This window comes from Campylobacter sp. MIT 21-1684 (assembly GCF_026241315.1).
In the GTDB taxonomy this organism is placed as follows: Bacteria; Campylobacterota; Campylobacteria; order Campylobacterales; family Campylobacteraceae; genus Campylobacter_D.
The window spans coordinates 1-18250 of the sequence record NZ_JAPHNA010000024.1; the positions used below are offsets into that span (position 1 = coordinate 1).

Consider the following 18250-nt stretch of genomic DNA (forward strand, 5'->3'; position numbering starts at 1 on the left):
GAATCTGTGTGTTGTAGGCGTTGATTTCATCAAAGGCGTTAAGGCTTGGGTGGAGTGTGCGAAAAAGCTTGCTTAAATTGCCTTCTGTGGCATATTTGAGCAAGCTCTTTTCTATCCTCTTTTCTATCCTCTTTAATTCCTCTTTGGTTTTGTCAAACTCATTGGCTAAAGTAATAAGAGAATCTAGAATCCGCACAAGCTCTTTTTGCTCCGCTAAAGGTGGCAGGGGAATTAAAAGATTTTCAAAAAGTGTTTTATTTATGATTGGGGTTGCAGTCCCTGTGGAATTTTCTTGCATTAAAATTTGAAAATATTGGCTATTAATAAAATAATAAAGCATTTTAAAATTTATACAGCCACAAGGGGAAATAATATTAATTTGTTGATTGCAAGTGCATTCCCTATCAACTATACAAGATTTACCAATCAACCCACCAATGCAGGTTACAAGAATAGAATTTGGTTGAATTTTTCTTGCTTCTTTTAAGCCCATTTGGGATAATCCTTTATTGTCATAACAAACATTGCCCAACTCATCAATATCACCTGGTCCCAAAAAAGGGATAAAAGTGCCAAAGTTATCCATTTTGCTAGTTTTTGGAGTTATTCCTGTAAAAACCTCTCCAATATCGCCTAATCTTACCCACACCCAAGTGGGAGGAATCTCAAAAGGTAGTGTGGGATTCTCGCCCACTTCGTGGTGTGAAAAATCGGAAAAAGCAGGAGCAGTAGTGCCTCCTGCCCGATTTTTTGCTAGAAGTGGATTGGCGAGGCTCTCCCCTTGAATGAGAAAAAGTGGCGACTTTGTTCTTTTTGGGGCTAAGGGGAGCGGGGAGGGGATAAACCCTTTTTCTTTTTGAGAAAATAAGTTTTGATTTTGGGTTAAAGTGATAGTGTTGTGTTGAGATTCTTTAGCTTTTGGTTCAAAATGGCAAGGAGAATTTAAAGGAGCAATCGTCTTTAACTTTGCGATTTCTTTTTTGAGATTTTGTATTGTTGTTTTTAAATCTTGTTTTCTTTCTTTGTCTTTTTCCTTTTTTAGCTTATTTTCTAGCTTGGTGAGTTCGCCTTGCTTTGCCTTTTTGTCTTTTAAAATTTGGGCGTTATAAACATTGATTTCATCAAAGGCGTTAGCGTTTGGGTGCAATCTGCGCCATTTTGCACTTAAATGCCCCTTAATCGCATAATCAAGCAAAGATTTTTTCAAAACAGATGTTTTCATTTCGCCCCTTGTTTAAGTTCAAATTTAAAATTTTGCATTATAATGTCGGTTCTATCTAGGGGGCACTTGTCCCCACTTTTAACTTTCTCCATAATGCACCAAATCCTTATGAAAACTTATCAGCAAATCGTCTAAGAATTCTATAATTTTGTTTGGGTGGATTGCTATATAAACTGCTTCATCATATTTATTTGTGATTTTTATGTTTAATCTCGGATAGCCATTACCTACGATTTTATAGAGATTTTCAAAATGAAAGGCACGATTGCGAATGAGGCGCAAAAGTTGTAAAATCGCTTTTGCTTTGTGATGTCGCATTAAATTTGTGCTGTAAAAGTAGTGCGGATTTTTTATAAAATATTTCTTAAAGTCTAAAGTATCTAAAAAATCTGTATCAAAAATCACATTATGGATTTTGTAAAAATCTACCACTTTAAGCCAAAATCCTAGATTTTGAGTAGAGATTATTTTGTCTCTACTTTGTTCTTGTAAAACAATCTTTTCAAGCCATTGTGAATCTTGCCGCAAAAGTAAAGAATCTATTTTGTTGCGTATGATAATCTCTAAAATTCCTATTTTATGTGCGATATGAGCGATTAAACACAAATTATCCTCGTGTTCTTTTGTATCGGTATAGTCTCTAAGGCGATTTTGTGAAAAAAGCTGTGTTTGAAGTGAATTGCGCAAAACTCGCTCCTTACCCATTCTCTTTAATTATATCAGAAATTTTATCCATTAGGCTATTGAGCGTAGTGTTGAGTCGCTCTCGTTCGGATTTGATTTGCCCTATGAGTTCAAAAGGCTCTAAAATCTCTTCCTCCTCACTCACAAAGCCGCAAAGGTCAAAATTATAATTTCTTGCTTCAAGCTCTTGTTTGCTATAAACTTGTGCCTTGAAGTTACCTTGTGCTTCCTCTAGGGTGGTGCGGTTTTTATCCCATTGCCAAAAGGGCGCGAAATGCTCTAGTTTCATCGCTTTTGTTTTGCCAAAGCTTTTAATACCCTCTGGCATATCAAGGCGATAAAACCAAGTTTGTTGTGTGCCTTGCGGGGATTTGTCAAAAAATAAAAGATTAGTCGTAATGCTTGTATAGGGTGCAAATACACCTGCGGGAAGTCGCACGATAAGGTGCAGGTTAAATTCCTCCAAAAGCCGCTTTTTGAGGTTAATCTTAGCTGTATCGTTACCAAAAAGGAATCCATCAGGCAGCACCACTGCGGCTTTGCCACGCTCGCTTAATCGCTCGGTGATGATTGCCATAAATAAATCCGCTGTTTCGCTAGAGCGATATATTTTAGGGAAATGCTCTTGGATTTGTTTCTTTTCAGAGCTTCCATAAGGGGGATTCATCGCTATGATGTCAAACTTAGGCGCACTAGATAAATCATCAAAAGAGGTATCAAAGGCATTGGTATGTCTTAGGTTTGGATTTTCTAAGCCATTAATCAAAAAGCCTGTGGCACATAGGATAAAAGGCAAGGACTTTTTCTCAATGCCATAAAAAGCGTTATTGAGTGCAACTCTATCATTAGCGGTTTTGCATTGGGATTCTAAATAATGATATGCGGAGATGAGGAATCCCCCTGTGCCACAAGCTAAATCTGCGATTTTATCACTTAAGCTTGGCTTTAAAATACGCATTACAAATTCTGTAATTGCCCGTGGTGTGTAAAACTCTCCTGCATTACCTGCACTTTGTAAGGCTTTAAGAAAAGTCTCATAAGTTAAGCTTAAGTTGGCTTGGTCTTCTCTGCTTTGTTTTATCTTTATCAAATCAATTTCATTGACTACTTGACGCAAAAGGATTCCATCTTTCATATAGTTGTTAGTATCCTCAAAGGCTTGTTGGACAATGCGTTGATTGAGTGGTGTTTGCTCTGTGATATTGAGATTTTTAAGACTAGGGAAAAGCTCGGTATTGATAAACTTTAGCAAATCTTCGCCTGTTTTTGCTCTACCATCGCTATTATCTTTCGCCCAAGAATCCCAAGAAAAAGGACTTGGGATAATAGAAGTATAGGTTTGATATTCTACTTCGGCTTCTAGCTTCCATATTTTTTCATATTCATCATAAAGCTTTAAAAACAAAATCCATACGATTTGCTCAATCCTCTGTGCGTCTCCATTTACTCCTGCGTCATTACGCATAATGTCTTGAATCTTTTTGATATTTAGCATTGATGCTCCTTAAGACGCTTCTTGTGCGTAAATTTCGGCTTTAAGCTGTATAATAGCTTCTTTGTATTTATCAGTGCCACCAAAAATGTTTATAATATCATTTAGAGTGCCAAAGGTAGAGGCAAAAGGCTCATTTTGATAAATTTTTGGATTTTCTATTTCTTTGATACCAAATTCTGCGTATTTTTCAAGCAAAAGCTTTAAAATCTCCCTTGCCTTACCCTCATAATCTTGCAAAATCTTATTTGTCCTCTTTGCTCTTTCTTTGCGTGTAAGCGTGGCTTGATTGAAACCTAGATTCAATAATATATCAAACTCATCTAAATCCTTAAACTCTGCTCTTATGCGTAACTCTTCAATCAAAATGCCTTTTTCTTCAAACTCTTGGAGGATTTTATCTTTCTTAGGTTCTTTATTCCATAGCTCTAAAAAGTCTTTAAGGCTTTGGAAATTCTTGTTAAAATTCTCTTTAGAATAGGCTTTAAAATCATTGCTTATGAGTTTGCCATTTTCATCTAAAATTTGTTCTAGCTCATAAACGATATAGCATTCTACCCCATTAACGTGAAGCTTCTTTTTGTTTAGATTGGTTAAATCTGGCTCTTGGGGTGGAAAAGATTCCGCTATATCCACAGGATTTTTTGAATCTTCTGCGTCTGTGATTTTTCCATTCTCTAGTAAAGTAAATTCTGCAAAATCCTCCCCATCAAATTCTGGGTCTGCAAAAAGCTTGGTCGCACCTGTGAAATCTAAAATCGTAAAATAGTTTTTACCTAAGTTTTCAAAAAGCCTCGTGCCTCGCCCGATGATTTGCTTAAACTCACTTAAAGATTTAATCTCCTTATCAATCACAATAAGCTTTAAAAGCTTCGTATCCACGCCTGTGGTGAGGAGCTTTGAGGTGGTGGCAATCACAGGATAAGTGCTTTTTGTGGAAATAAAATTCTCTAATTCCGCCTTGCCCTCCTCATCTCCACCTGTAATACGCATTATGTATTTATGATTTTTTTGCATTTGTATAGGGTTTGCGCTTATCAAGGCGTCCTTCATATCAAGGGCGTGAATGGTATCTTCGCAAAAAACTATGGTTTTTGTATTTGGGTCTTTAAGTGTGTGGGATAAAAACTCACTTACCCTTTGAGCTACAAGCTTAGTGCGCTCTTCAATATAAATTTTACGATTAAAATCTTTTGCCTCATATTCTTTATCTGGGATTTTATTCCCCTCTTTGTCTCTTTTGCCTTTTTCTGGGCGATAGCCTGTGATGTCTTTGTTGATAAAACTCCGCACGACTTTATAAGGAGCTAAGAATCCATCGTCTATACCTTGTTTTAAACTATAAGTATAAAGTGGTGTGCCAAAATAATCTATATTTGAGGAAATATAAACTTTTTTGTCTTTTGTATAAATGGTCTTATTGGTTGTGTTAGGGGCTTGTTTATAATTTGGCGTGGCAGTAAGTCCTATTTGCACTGCAGGAGCAAAATATTCTAAAATCTCTCGCCAAGTAGAATCCTCTCTTGCACTTCCTCTGTGGCACTCATCAATGATAATCAAATCAAAAAAATCAGGCGCAAAACCGCCATTTTCTTTTTTGTAATGGTAGGTAGGGTTGTCCTTGTCATCATAAGAGATAAATTGCTGATAAAGCCCAAAATAAAGCTCATACGATGGGTCAAAATTATGATTTTCAATTTTTGTATAGATTTTGTTAAACGACTTAAAGTCATTTTGCACACTTTGGTCTATCAACACATTTCTATCGGCAAGATAAAGAATCTTTTTAGCTAACCTTGCTTTATAGAGCCTATGCACGATTTGAAAAGCGGTATAGGTTTTGCCTGTGCCTGTTGCCATTACAAGTAAGATTCTCTTTTGTCCTTGAATAATGGCTTCAAAGGTTTTGTTAATCGCATTTGTTTGGTAATATCTTGGTGATTTTTCTTTTAAATAGTAGGGAGTCTTTAAGAGTTTAGCTTGATTTTCATCAAAATTTTTGCCCTTGATGTATCGCTCACAAAGTTCCTCTTGTGTGGGAAACTCATCAAGTTTTAATTCTCTTATCTTTCCCGTGAAAAAATCATATTCTATAAAACCGCTACCATTGCTAGAATAGCAAAAAGGCACATCTAAGTCTTTAGCATAGTTTTGCACTTGGCTTAAACCCTCACTTAAGGGCTTATCATAAGCTTTTGCTTCAATAATGGCGAGTTTGAGCTGACATTCTGGCAAAAGCAAGAGATAATCTACCTTTTTCTTTTTTCCTCTTTTGATCTTAGAGCCTACAAACTCTACACGTCCGTTGCTAAACTCATATCTACACTTGTAGCCAAACTCCATATCAAGCTGCTCCAACTTCCAACCAGCTTTTTGCAAACTTGGCGTAATCAAACGCGTTTTGACATTTTCTTCGTTCAAATTTACCCCTTAAACAAAAATATTTGCATTTTAACAAAATTATCTAATAATTTCATAAGCTGAACGCTCTTATATGCTTTGGTTTTGCAATTTACTTGGCTCTTTTTAGGTATTTTAAGCCTTTGAGTGTCATTGAAAATTTATTTTATCCAAATATTCCTTCACTCTCCCTATCTCATCACTTCCTATTGTGCTAAGCCTTAGTAGTGGAATGCCACATTTTTGTAAAATCGCATTTTTAATCTCATCTCTTTTGCTTTGCTTAGAATCTTCCTTGTGATAGCTAAAGCCATCTACTTCTATGGCAAGCACAGGAAGTTTATCCATTGTGTTAAAAATGAGCAAATCAATATGGCTTGAGCTTTGCACAAACTTCGTTTCTTGTTCGCTCAAACTTTGAGTGATATTTATGATTCTATGCAGTGGGATATGCGTAGCAATATCTAAGTTCCCATAAGGGCTAATGCACTCTTTGAGCTTGTGATAGGCAAGGTTTTCAGAATCATAAGCAGAGATTCTTTTCTTGCCCTTAAGGTATTTGCGCCTTGCCTCCGCATTTGCCTTATAAAGCAAGTCAAAGATAGATTTCACCTTGCTTTGAGTGATTTCAAAATTATGGTATTGCATATAGGCGATTAAATCTTTTAAATGGCTTTTAGATTCGCAAATTTGCGCAGAGATGACAATTCGTAAAAACCTCTTAGCGCGGCTTATGGCGACATTGAGTAAATTGACATCATTGATAAAATCGCTGATTTCATTCTCTACCGTGCTTAGAATAATCGCCTCTTTTTCTTGTCCTTGATATTTGTGAATGGTATCTATTTCTAGTCCGCCCACACTCTCTTGCAAATGCGCTTTTTGCTTTCTAAAGGGTGAGATAATGCCGATTTGCTCCTTTGTGAGTTTTTCTTGCAGGGGTGGCAAAATTTCTTTTATTATCACATCAATTTCCCTTTGGTTATAATGCCCCCTTGCGTGATTGCCCTTTTGCGTAATAAATGCTTGTATCACATCATTTTCACCCTTATCCTCGCTTAGGATAATGAGTTCATTGTTATAGAATTTTTTATTACAAAATCCAATGATTTTAGGGTGGCAGCGATAATGCTCTTTAAGCATTACTTTTGATACATTAGGTAAAGTCGCTATTATAGAGCTTAATAAGCTTTGTGCTAAAAAATCATAATGCAAAGGAATGTGATATTTTCGCGTGAGTGATTCAATAAGAGGCTTTTTATCTTGGGAAATTACATTAGGAAGCTGTTTTGTATCACCCACAATAATGGCGTTTTTTGCGCTACTTAATGCCAAAAAACCTGTAACCAAATCCACTTGCGAAGCCTCATCAATAATCACATAATCAAACAATGTGTCTTTAAGATTGAGTGAGGATTTGATAGAATGCGTAGTGCTTAGAATCACGGGGTATTCTTGCAAGAAAGTCTTTGCATTTTGGCTTAAATCAGAAAGTTCAAATCGCACTCTTTGTTGCTTGTTTTGGTATTTTGTCTTAAGATGAGATTTTAATAATAGCAAAGAGTGCTCTTTAAGCTTTTGCACAGGGTTTTCTTGCTGCATAGTTTGAAGCATAGACTGCAAAGTTTCAATAGATTGTGAAAATTCCAAACTTTTAAGCTCATAATAGTAAGAATCTAATGTGTGTAAAATTTCTTTTAAAGAGGCTTTATAGAATCTAAAATCCCCCACTTTGTCTAAAAAAATGAGTTTAAGTTTTAGCCAGAAGGAGAGATTTTGCCTCTGCTCAATTTGCACTTTGGCTTTAAGAATCTTCTCACTTGTTAATTTTGTAGAGTTTTTTATTTTTAAGAGTGAGGTGTTTTCTTGTGTTTTAAAATACTCATATTCCAATCTTAACGCATTTAAAAATGCTTTTTGCTTGGCTAACTCGTTGGTAAGATGAAAACTCTCTAATGCCTTTTGATTAAGGTTTGCAAGCTGGGCTTTAAGCTTTGTCGTCTCTATCGTGGGCATATCAAAGGAGGGATAAGTGCCACTTTGATTAATGATAAAGCTTTCTTTATTGTCCTTTTTACCTAAAGTCGCGCAAACAAATCCAAACCCATAGCTCTCAAGCTTTTCAAAAACATTTTGCGTAGCGGAGTTATTATTAGAGAGCATCGCAATAGTTTTGTTTTGACAAATGAGATTTGCGATGATGTTTAAAATCGTCTGCGTTTTGCCTGTGCCCGGAGGTCCCTCAATAACACTTATTTGGCTACACATTGCATTTTGCACCGCTTCGTATTGGGATTTGTTCGTACCAAAAGGAAAGATGAGTGGAGATTCATTTACGCAATCTTGCTTTAGCGATGAGGGATTGAGGTAGAGAGACAAGGCAGATTGTTTGGGGATAGTTTGGATTCTCCCATATTCTTTAAGCAACATATTTAAACTGCCCTCTGGTGTTTGCATTTCTGAAAGTGTGCAAAGCTCTTTGAGGTAGTTAAAGAGTTTATAGCTTGTAGCTTTTTTTACAAGCATAAAATTTTCTTTTTGGTAGGTGTAAATTTGTGGATTGTTCTTAAATACTACTTTGAGATTTTCATCTTCAAGACTGCAATGCTCAATCTCTGCACTTTTGTCCTTGCCTTTTAAAATGATGAAATACTCTTTTGTCATTGTGCTTCTTTGTTTTGGGTAAATAGGTATTATAGCAGATTCTTAAAGAGCTTGATACGAATAAAAGCTCCTTTTCTTGGACGAATTATTAGGAATCTAATTAAGAATGCTACTATGAATTTAAATTGATTACATATTTATTGTATTTTTATTCTTCCAATATATGGAAATAAAATCCTACAATGGCTAAATTGTAGGATTTTGACAAAACATTTACTCATTACGACTGAGCCACAAAAACTAAGTTTCTTTCGTAATTTTATAATCAAAATTTTGTAATAAAAATATAATCTGTTTTATTGAAAAGTTTTATTTTGTTCCTGTATAGAAGTGAGATGAAACATTAAAGCTCTTTGCTTGAAATGTAGCAGAATTTATACACTAACTCTTGCAAATTCAATGTTCGTAAAATTATATGCTTTGACTTGGATAGAGAATCCACAATTTCATTCATAAGCAAAATTATGTCAAAATATGTACAAGATTCATCACAAAGAGGTTTTTTATGACACATTCTTATAAAAATTTAGCACAAACGCTTTTTAAATCCGCTGATAAACTGCGCAAAAACATTGACGCTGCTGAATACAAGCACATTGTTTTAGGCTTAGTTTTCTTAAAATACATCTCTGATAGCTTTTTAAGCACTTTTGAGCTTATCAAAAGTGAGGGTGGCGACACCGAAGATAAAGACGAATACCTCGCCTACAATGCGTTTTTCGTGCCGACAAAGGCGCGGTGGAGTTACATAATGGACAATGCAAAGCAAAGCAACATCGGCACGATTTTAGATAGTGCAATGCAGGCAATAGAGCAAGAAAACGCAAGTCTCAAGGGCGTTTTGCCCAAAGTCTATGCCAAAGAGAATCTAGATTCTATTGCACTTGGTGGATTGATTGACTTGCTTTCCAATCTCTCTTTGCAGGGTGAGCAATCCCAAAGTAGCGATATTTTGGGGCATATTTTTGAATATTTCTTAGGCGAGTTTGCTTTAAGTGAGGGCAAAAAGGGCGGGCAATTTTACACGCCAAAAAGTGTCGTAGAACTCCTTGTGGCAATGCTAGAGCCTTATAAAGGGCGTGTGTTTGACCCGTGCTGTGGCAGTGGGGGAATGTTTGTGCAAAGTGAGCTTTTCGTGCAAATTCATCAAGGCAGTATTGATGACATCTCAATCTATGGGCAAGAGAGCAACCAAACGACTTGGCGACTTGCAAAAATGAATCTTGCGATTCGTCAAATTGACTCTTCACAAGTGAAATGGAATAGCGAGGGCAGTTTCTTAAATGACGTACACAAGGACTTGAAAGCCGATTTTGTCATCGCAAACCCGCCTTTTAATGATTCGGATTATAGTGGCGAACTCTTGCGTAATGATGGACGTTGGAAGTTTGGCACACCACCTATCACAAATGCGAATTACGCGTGGATACAGCACTTCATCTATCATCTCTCTCCTAAAGGTGTAGCGGGATTTGTCCTTGCTAAAGGTAGTCTGACGAGCAACACCGCCAATGAAGGCGCAATCCGCAAAGCTTTGATAGAATCTAATCTCATTGATTGCATTGTTAATCTCCCTGCTAAACTTTTCTTAAACACGCAGATTCCGGCTTGTCTGTGGTTTGTCCGCCGCTCTAAAACTAATAAAGAAATCCTTTTTATAGACGCGAGGAACTGCGGAGAGCTGATTAATCCCAAAAATCGCATTCTCACGCAAGAGGATATACAAAAGATAAGCCACACTTACCACGCGTGGCGAAAAGCACAGAATCCGCAAGGTGTGGATTCTCAAAATCTAGTTTGTCATTCTAAGCAAAGCGAAGAATCCCAACATATAAAATTCAAGCAAAATTCTAATAGCACCTATGCTGACATCAAAGGCTTTTGTAAATCCGCTTCCTTAGAGGAAGTCGCTGCACTTGGCTATACACTCACGCCCGGGAGATTTGTAGGCTTGGAGGAAGAGGAACAAGGCTTTGACTTTGAAACAGAATTTACGCGTTTAAAAGATGAGTTAAAATCCCAAATGCAAGAGGAAAAGGCTTTAAATCAAAGGATTCTAGCCAATCTTGCCTTGATAGAAAAATAAAAGAATCTGCACAAGCGGTAAAGCACCGCCACGAATGAGCAGAAGTTGTAGCATTAATACCTTAAGAATACATAAAACACAAAAAGGCACACAATGACTAAAACCACTTGGCAAAGGGTAAAGTTGGGGGATTCAATATTGATACGCAAGGTGTTGTGCTTGATACAAAAACTTCGTTATAATCTGCTATAATGCCTAGAAAATAAATAAAGGAAATATAATGAATATCACCTTATCCAAAGAAGCACAAAACTTGCTTCATCTCGCACAAGAAAATACGAAACAGCCCCTAGATGAGATTATCACAAAGGTATTGGCAAATTATTTAGAGGATTTGGAGGATTATAAAAGCGCACAAGAAGCAGAGAAGCGACTACTTAGCGGCACTTCTTTTATTGGCATTGAGGATTTAGCAAAAAAGGCAAAACTTAATGCAAGTGAAATTTGAAGCCAAAGCAGAGAAAGAGTTTCTAGCTCTCGCAAAATCTGCACAAATACAGATTCTAAAATATCTTAAGAAAATTGAAAATTTAGAGAATCCTAGAGACTTTGGCAAGGCTCTAAGTGGGAATTTGAAAAATTATTGGCGTTATCGTGTCGGGGGATTATAGACTGCTTTGTAAGATACAACAAAATGAGCTTATCATCGTGGTAGTAGATATAAATCACAGAAGCAAAATATACAAGATGTTTAAGAGCAAGTGATGATGAATAAAATCGCTTGGCAAAGGGTAAAATTGGGGGATAATAGGCGCAATCAATAAAAATAAATTAAAATTCAGAGTAACCTCTTATTAGCCGAGCTAACAAGCACCCGCGATTCATCGCTAGTCAAGCTCTCTGAATTGTAGAATTGTAGTATAATTATTTTAAACACAGGTTTAACAAAGGGGATAAATGCGACATTTTAGCCTAGAGCTTGAGGAGCAATAATGGAACTAGAAAAACAACACAAACTTTTTTCTAAGAAAAGACTACAAAGCTATGAATCCCTCAAGCAACACTATGAAAATTTTTTACTTATTAGTCTCTTAAGTATTAAAATAGGACTTTTAGAAATTGTTACAAGAAATAAAATCGCCTCTTTGCTTCTTGTGCTAGATGATGAATTCATTTCTGCGCAGACTCTAGGGTATTGGTGTGAGAAGATACAAAAACACAAACTACATAACCAACTTATAAATATGGAACATCTAAGCTTTCAAGCCTATTCTTCTTTTAACAAAAAAGATAAAATGAGAAATTATCAAAAAGTAACCATTGCATACTCATTATTTCGCACAATTCGTAATCGTGCTTTTCATTTTGAAAATCTTTTCAAGAAAAATCCCAATGGCACACCTAGACTTTCTACTTGCCTAGTCTTTGGAAAAACAAAATGCTAGTTGGTATAGAAGCAGATAAATATTGAGGGATTTTTAAATGATATGTTGGATTGTTTTGATTGCGAGATAAAAGAATTGTGTAAAGGGCGGTAAAGCACCGCCGTGAATGAGCAGAAATTGTAGCATTAATACCTTAAAAATACATAAAACATACAAAGGCGCACAATGAATAAAACTACTTGGCAAAGGGTAAAATTAGAGGAGATTTGTTCAACTATTGATTATGGATACACAACAAGTGCTACGAATTTAAATACGGGAGTTAAATTTCTTAGAATTACAGATATAGTTCCAAATATCATAAATTGGGATTCTGTTCCATATTGTGAAATAAATTTTGATAAAAAAGAAAAATACCTATTAGAAAGAGGCGATATTGTTATCGCTAGGACAGGTGCTACTACAGGATATAATAAAATTATAAAACAAAATGATATTCAGGCTGTTTTTGCTTCATACCTCATTAGATATAAAATTAATTTGGATTTAGCTAATCCATATTTTGTTTTTTATCATTTACAATCTTTAGCTTGGAAAGGATTTGTAGAAGGAATTATTGGCGGTTCAGCTCAACCCAATGCAAATGCAAAGCAGTTTGCTGATTTTAGTTTTCCTCTGCCGCCCCTTGAAACACAGCAGAAAATAGCGGAGATTCTAAGTAGTTTTGATGATAAGATAGAGTTGCTTCATAATCAAAACAAAACTTTAGAATCTCTTGCCTTTACACTCTTTAGGCATTACTTCATAGACAATCCCAAACGCAACGAGTGGGAATGGGAAAATTGGGTGATTATGTAAATATAGTTTATGGTAAAAATCTACCAACTAAAAATTTGCTTAAGCAGGGGTATGCAGTATTTGGGGGAAATGGCAAAATAGGACATTATAATAAATTTCTTTATGAAGAATCTCAAGTTTTGATTTCTTGCAGAGGTGAAGCTTCGGGCAAAGTAAATGTGTCAGAAAGGAAGTCATTTGTAACAAATAATTCTTTAATTTTGGAAAGAGTTAAAGATAAGGATATAACCTTTGAATATTTGAAATATTGGTGTTTGTCTAATAATTTTTCTATATATGTTTCAGGTTCAGCCCAACCACAAGTTACGATTGAAGGGTTATATGGTGCAGATTTTTTAAAGCCAAACCTTGATATTATAAAAGAATTTAGCAAAATTGTTTTAGACTTTGAAAATAAAATAGAAAATAATTCTAAGCAGATTCAGAATCTCCAAGCAATGCGTGATATAATGCTACCCAAACTCTTAAGCGGAGAAGTGGAGGTGTAAGGGTTTTTAAGATTTTTGTTGTGTTGTATGCTCTAAGATAAACCTTGCTTGTTCGCGTCTTAAAAACTCTGCTATATCTATGCAGTTAATCTCTAATCTTTCACAGACATTAGGAATCTTTATCGTGTTTTTGGCATTATTGCTGCTTTTGGCTTCGTGCGTTACGATAGTATAGGATTCTTGATAAGCAAGTGCTACAAGAAAATAATCTGCGCCACTAGAAAAATCAGTTACTGCTTGTTGTGTGTATTGCATTGTTTGTAATGTTTGAGAAATTTTTGTATAAGAGCTAGGAGTAATGCTTCCTATGGGTAAGAAAAATCCTCTATTTTTTAATTTTTCTTTGAAATCTTGCAAGTTGGTGTTATCAGAAGTTATTTCGTCATACACTTTGTTAATAGATTTTATAGAATCTAGTTGAGAGCATTTATCTAAAAAGTCCCAAAATCCCGGACATATATCAAAGGCATAAAATCTATAAGCGGATTCTATAAAAATATTTGTATCAATCAAATATTTATTCATTGGATTACCTTTAGTTCTTTGGCAAGATTATTAAATTTTTCAAGTTTAATATTGAGCAACTTGGTTGCTTCTTTGTAAGTTTCATAGCCATTGAGGGTATCAATGATGACGCTTTTAGCAAAATTTCTACTATTGGAAGCAATGATATTGGAGTAATATTTACCACCACTTGAAGCCTTTGTATTCGCAAATTTTCCTAGCTCTGCATTTTTAAAATCCTCATATTGCTCATAGCCTACCAATCTAAGCAAAAGTGCTTTGGTAGCAAGTGCTAGAGGGCTTACTATTTCAAAATCATTTTTTAATCTTTCAATATTTACTTGAATGGGAATTTGTCGTTTCCATTTTGATTTAAAGGTTTCGCTCGGCATTAGAATTTCCCCTGCAATCTCATTACAACGATACTCTTCTTGCAAGTCAAAATCATAAGAGCTTACACCGCTGTGTTTGAGTAAAATATGTGCTAATTCGTGCAAAAGGGTAAAAATTTTCCCATTTTCGCTTGTATCTTTTGAATTTATAAATATAAGGGGTGCATATTCATCATAAATAGCATAGCCTCTGCATTCATTAAAGCTAATGGCTTTGCTTGTGTTATTTTGAGAGATTCCACTTTGTTGCACGATGATATTGTATTGCTCAATATTATTTTTAAGAGCATTGAGCCTTTGCCCTTTTGAGTGATTTTTTACTTTATCAAATTGTGTAATTTGCTTGATAGCTTGGATAATTTCCTTATCTGAAGTAAGATTCTGATTTGTTAAAAATTTGTTATGTCCATTTCTTATAAGATGATTTCTAAACCATTCTTGTTTTTTCTTGCTTGAGGCAATACAAGATTTAAGATTTTGACTAAATTCTGTGCCATTTTTTCTAAAATCTGGCAAAGATTCTTGTGATTCGGGTATTTTTTCCAAAAAGAGATAAGCAAATGGGATATTAAAATGATTCGCAAGTTTTATGAGTTTTTCAGTCGTGGTTTCAAAGGTTTTAGAGATTTGATTGATAAAGTCTTGAAACTCTTGTGCTTTTCTCTTACCAAAAATTTTTACAATATCACTTTCTTGGTATGGAATACTTCTTATCACTTTGCTATTTCCACTATCTAAAACCACAGCATTCCCTCTCAAACTCTTTATTATAAAACCTCTTAAGTAGGCAAATATTATATCTTATTTCATTTGAATTTGCGTTAATGTCTTGCCCACTTTCCATCAAATTTTCGCTATAATACCCCGAAAATGTGGAATCCTAAAGGCACAAAGCAAGGAGAGAGAATGACTTTAATCATTAACACACCCTCTTTAAAAACTAAGGCGAATAATGCAAAAACTTAATGAAGTAGCCATAGAATCTTTGCTTTTAGAGCATTTAGCAAATGCGGGGTATGAAACTACAAGCGGCAAAGATTTAGAGTGCAAAAGCAATGATTGGCTACTAAAGGGCGCATTTAAAGAGTCGGTGCGAAAGATTAACTTTACAGATTCTACCTCTCATCTCCACACGCTAAATCTCAACTATGAAACACAAGAGCGGCTACTTGATGAAGCCCTCAACAAGCTCAAAGCCCTTGAAAATCTCCCGCTTTTAGAGGCAAACGAGCAATGCACTGCTTATCTCACGCAAGGCATTACGCTTGAGGTTTTGTGTGAGGGGCAAATGCGAGGCGTGTTGCTGCATTTGCTTGATTTTACCAACCCACAAAATAACACTTTCCTTGCGTGTAATCAACTCCATTTTAATGCCAAACTGCCTAAACGCCCCGATGTTGTGCTATTTATCAATGGTTTCCCTGTGGTGGTGTGTGAGCTGAAAAATCCTTTGAGCGAAAATGCCACTTTGCAAAATGCCTACAATCAACTCCAAACCTACAAGGCGCAGATTCCCGCACTTTTTATCCCCAATGTGCTATGTATGGTAAGTGATGGGCTAAATAGCAAGGTAGGGAGCGTGAGTGCGGATTATGAGCGGTTTATGCAGTGGAGAAATGAGGATAAATCTTATACACAAATGCTTGATGTCCTAAAGCTTCACAATCTTTTAGAATTTACGCGCTTTTTTGTTCTCTTTGAAAAAGAGAGTTTTTATGACAAATCGGGCTTATCCACGACACAAATCAACAAAAAAATCGCTGCTTATCATCAATACTACGCGGTGCAAAAAGCCATAGAATCTGCCAAAAGTGCGATGTGTGGGGATAAAAGAGGCGGGGTAGTGTGGCATACGCAAGGCAGCGGCAAAAGTCTCACAATGGTATTTTTTAGCGCAAAGGCGATTGCGCACTTTGCCAATCCCACGCTTTTAATTATCACGGATAGAAACGATCTTGATGAGCAGCTTTTTAGCACTTTTGCAAAGGCAAAGGAGCTTTTACGCACAGAACCTACATTTGCAACAAGCACACAAGATTTGAAAGCCAAGCTTAAAAGAGCAAGTGGGGGCATTATCTTTAGCACGATTCAGAAATTTAGAAGCGAATCGGCTACTTTTGAGTGTTTAAGCAACAGAGAAAATATCCTTGTGCTGTGCGATGAAGCCCATAGAAGCCAATATGGCTTTGAAGCGCGACTTGATGAGGAGGCGCAACTTCGCTATGGCTATGCGAAGTATTTGCGAGACGCTCTGCCAAATGCCACTTATCTAGGCTTTAGCGGCACACCTATTGAAAAGGCAGACGCAGACACGCGGCGCGTTTTTGGAGAATATATTGATATTTATGATATTGCTAGGGCAGTAGAGGATAATGCCACTTTGCCAATTTTTTATGAAAGTCGCTTAGCTAAAATCGCTTTGAGCGCAGAGGGACAGAGGATTTTAAGCGAATTAGATTCTAAACTTATTCCAAGTGAAGAGCAGGAGAAAATCAATGCCAAAGCCACGAGGCTATGTGAGATTATCGGGGCTAAAGAGCGGCTTAGGGCAGTTGCAAAAGATATTTTAGAGCATTTTACGCAGAGACAGGAGATTTTGCGAGGCAAGGCGATGATTGTTTGTATGAGCCGAGAAATCGCAGTGTCTTTATATGAGCAAATCGTGCATTTAAAGCCCTCGTGGCATAGTGAGGAGCATACACAGGGCAAAATCAAAGTCATTATTACCGCAAATAGTGATGATGGAGAAAAGATAAGCAAGCACCACACGAGCAAGGCGCAACGAAGTGAGATTGCCAAAAGGTTTAAAAGCATTGATGATGAGCTAGAAATGGTGATTGTGTGCGATATGTGGCTTACAGGCTTTGATGTGCCACCATTGCACACGCTCTATATGGATAAATTTTTAAGCGGACATAATCTGATGCAAGCCATAGCGAGAGTGAATCATGTGTATAAAGACAAACCCGCAGGGCTAGTGGTGGATTATTTAGGGATTGCCAATGAGTTAAAGACTGCGCTAGAGTTTTATACGCAAAGCGGAGGCAGGGGCGAGTTTGTGCAAAATAAAGCAAAAATCATAGAGAAAATGCAAGAAAACTATGAAATCACTGCGCAAATGCTACAAGGAATGGACTATTTGCGCTATTTTGCGTTCAAAGCACAGGATAAATTAAAGTTTATCGCCCAAGTTTTAGAATGTATCCTCGCACAAGAAAATGGTAAAAAGCGATTTTTGGATAATGTAACAAGGCTTTTAAAATCCTATGCAATAGCTCTGCCCTGTGTGGAAGCAGATAGAATTGCCAAAGATATGGCGTTTTTTGATTTAATCAAAAGGACTTTGAAAAAATACGAGAGGAGCGGGGAGGAGCAGATTCTAACCTCTCAAGGTGCAATCAAGCAAATCATTAATGACGCAATTATCAGTGAGGGAGTGGTGAATCTGTTGGATAATGCGGGGATACAAAAGCCAAATCTTTCTATTTTGTCAGAAGAGTTTTTGAATGAACTTGCAAATCATCAGCACAAAAACCTTACCTTGCAGACTTTGCAAAAGCTTTTAAATGACGAATTAAGTGCGCGCCTTAATTCTGCACTTTCTGCAAAAAGTTTGATAGAGCGACTTCAAAAAACAATGCGCAAATACCAAAACAACCTTATTAGTGTGGTTGAAGCCATAGAGGAGCTGATTGTTTTGAGCAAGGAACTCATCGCAAGTGATACGCAGAGAAAGGATTTGGGGCTAAAGGACTATGAATATGCCTTTTATGAGGCGATTGCTCAAAATGAAAGTGCAAAAGAGCTTATGCAGCAACAAGAGCTAAAAGCACTTGCCATAGCGATTTTTGAGACTCTAAAGAAAAATATCACATTAGATTGGCAACATAAAGAAAGTGTGCGAGCAAAGCTTCGTGTGGCGGTAAAAAAGGTGCTTAAAGCTTATGGTTATCCGCCTGATATGCAAAAACTTGCAGTAGATAGAGTTATAGCTCAAGCCGAGCTTGTGGCAGGCAATCTTGTGTGAGAGCTACTTTAATAGGCTTTAAAACAATATATTTAAGCGAACATTAGATGAATTGCTTGGATTATTAGAGTTATATTTTAATTTCATACCAATCTTTATCATTGTGTA

The 18250-nt window shown here is 36.3% G+C and carries 15 protein-coding genes; 8 read left to right on the forward strand and 7 right to left on the reverse strand.

Annotated elements, in window-relative coordinates:
• The 5 genes from OQH62_RS07760 to OQH62_RS07780 form a co-directional block, all read right to left on the reverse strand.
• A partial coding sequence (locus OQH62_RS07760; protein ID WP_266015916.1) for a restriction endonuclease subunit S occupies window positions 1-1222 on the reverse strand: 1222 nt, incomplete at its 3' end.
• Between the two features lie 78 nt (window positions 1223-1300).
• On the reverse strand, window positions 1301-1909 hold the full coding sequence (locus tag OQH62_RS07765) for a hypothetical protein (RefSeq protein ID WP_266015917.1): 609 nt from the start codon (window positions 1907-1909) through the stop codon (window positions 1301-1303).
• A 10-nt stretch (window positions 1910-1919) separates the two neighbouring features.
• Window positions 1920-3401 (reverse strand): HsdM family class I SAM-dependent methyltransferase, encoded by a 1482-nt coding sequence (locus OQH62_RS07770; RefSeq protein WP_266015918.1) that lies wholly within the window; start codon window positions 3399-3401, stop codon window positions 1920-1922.
• A gap of 9 nt (window positions 3402-3410) precedes the next feature.
• Window positions 3411-5819 (reverse strand): EcoAI/FtnUII family type I restriction enzme subunit R, encoded by a 2409-nt coding sequence (gene hsdR, locus OQH62_RS07775; protein ID WP_266015919.1) that lies wholly within the window; start codon window positions 5817-5819, stop codon window positions 3411-3413.
• Between the two features lie 129 nt (window positions 5820-5948).
• The gene (locus OQH62_RS07780; RefSeq protein ID WP_266015920.1) at window positions 5949-8462 is read right to left on the reverse strand and encodes a DUF2726 domain-containing protein; all 2514 of its coding nucleotides are present in this window, start codon (window positions 8460-8462) and stop codon (window positions 5949-5951) included.
• Between the two features lie 505 nt (window positions 8463-8967).
• Between OQH62_RS07780 and OQH62_RS07785 the strand changes: the two genes are divergently transcribed.
• The 7 genes from OQH62_RS07785 to OQH62_RS07810 all read left to right on the forward strand — a co-directional run bounded on the left by OQH62_RS07785 (window position 8968) and on the right by OQH62_RS07810 (window position 13219).
• Entirely contained in the window at window positions 8968-10548 is a 1581-nt protein-coding gene (locus OQH62_RS07785) for a type I restriction-modification system subunit M (RefSeq protein WP_266015921.1), read from the forward strand.
• 220 nt (window positions 10549-10768) lie between these two features.
• Window positions 10769-10996 carry a hypothetical protein gene (locus tag OQH62_RS07790; RefSeq protein ID WP_266015922.1) on the forward strand — a complete coding sequence of 76 codons (228 nt, stop codon included), beginning with the start codon at window positions 10769-10771 and terminating at the stop codon, window positions 10994-10996.
• Entirely contained in the window at window positions 10980-11159 is a 180-nt protein-coding gene (locus OQH62_RS07795; RefSeq protein ID WP_266015923.1) for a type II toxin-antitoxin system RelE family toxin, read from the forward strand. The genes OQH62_RS07790 and OQH62_RS07795 overlap by 17 nt, the downstream gene beginning before the upstream one ends.
• Window positions 11143-11253 carry a type II toxin-antitoxin system RelE family toxin gene (locus tag OQH62_RS08845; RefSeq protein ID WP_416333351.1) on the forward strand — a complete coding sequence of 37 codons (111 nt, stop codon included), beginning with the start codon at window positions 11143-11145 and terminating at the stop codon, window positions 11251-11253. The genes OQH62_RS07795 and OQH62_RS08845 overlap by 17 nt, the downstream gene beginning before the upstream one ends.
• A 227-nt stretch (window positions 11254-11480) precedes the next feature.
• Window positions 11481-11933, forward strand: coding sequence for an ATPase (locus OQH62_RS07800; RefSeq protein ID WP_266015924.1), 453 nt, complete (start codon window positions 11481-11483; stop codon window positions 11931-11933).
• Window positions 11934-12098: 165 nt separating this feature from the next.
• On the forward strand, window positions 12099-12731 hold the full coding sequence (locus OQH62_RS07805; RefSeq protein WP_266015925.1) for a restriction endonuclease subunit S: 633 nt from the start codon (window positions 12099-12101) through the stop codon (window positions 12729-12731).
• A complete protein-coding gene (locus OQH62_RS07810; protein ID WP_266015926.1) occupies window positions 12707-13219 on the forward strand; it encodes a restriction endonuclease subunit S in 513 nt (170 codons plus the stop codon). The genes OQH62_RS07805 and OQH62_RS07810 overlap by 25 nt, the downstream gene beginning before the upstream one ends.
• A 6-nt stretch (window positions 13220-13225) precedes the next feature.
• On the opposite strand, the gene OQH62_RS07815 is transcribed toward OQH62_RS07810, so the two are convergent.
• Together OQH62_RS07815 and OQH62_RS07820 are read right to left on the reverse strand one after the other, a co-directional pair.
• Entirely contained in the window at window positions 13226-13744 is a 519-nt protein-coding gene (locus OQH62_RS07815; RefSeq protein WP_266015927.1) for a DUF4411 family protein, read from the reverse strand.
• A complete protein-coding gene (locus tag OQH62_RS07820; RefSeq protein ID WP_266015928.1) occupies window positions 13741-14859 on the reverse strand; it encodes an ImmA/IrrE family metallo-endopeptidase in 1119 nt (372 codons plus the stop codon). The genes OQH62_RS07815 and OQH62_RS07820 overlap by 4 nt, the downstream gene beginning before the upstream one ends.
• A gap of 208 nt (window positions 14860-15067) precedes the next feature.
• On the opposite strand from OQH62_RS07820, the gene OQH62_RS07825 reads away from it, so the two are divergent.
• Window positions 15068-18142: a type I restriction endonuclease subunit R gene (locus tag OQH62_RS07825; RefSeq protein WP_266015929.1), complete on the forward strand. Its 3075-nt coding sequence runs from the start codon at window positions 15068-15070 to the stop codon at window positions 18140-18142.
• Window positions 18143-18250: the final 108 nt, after the last annotated feature.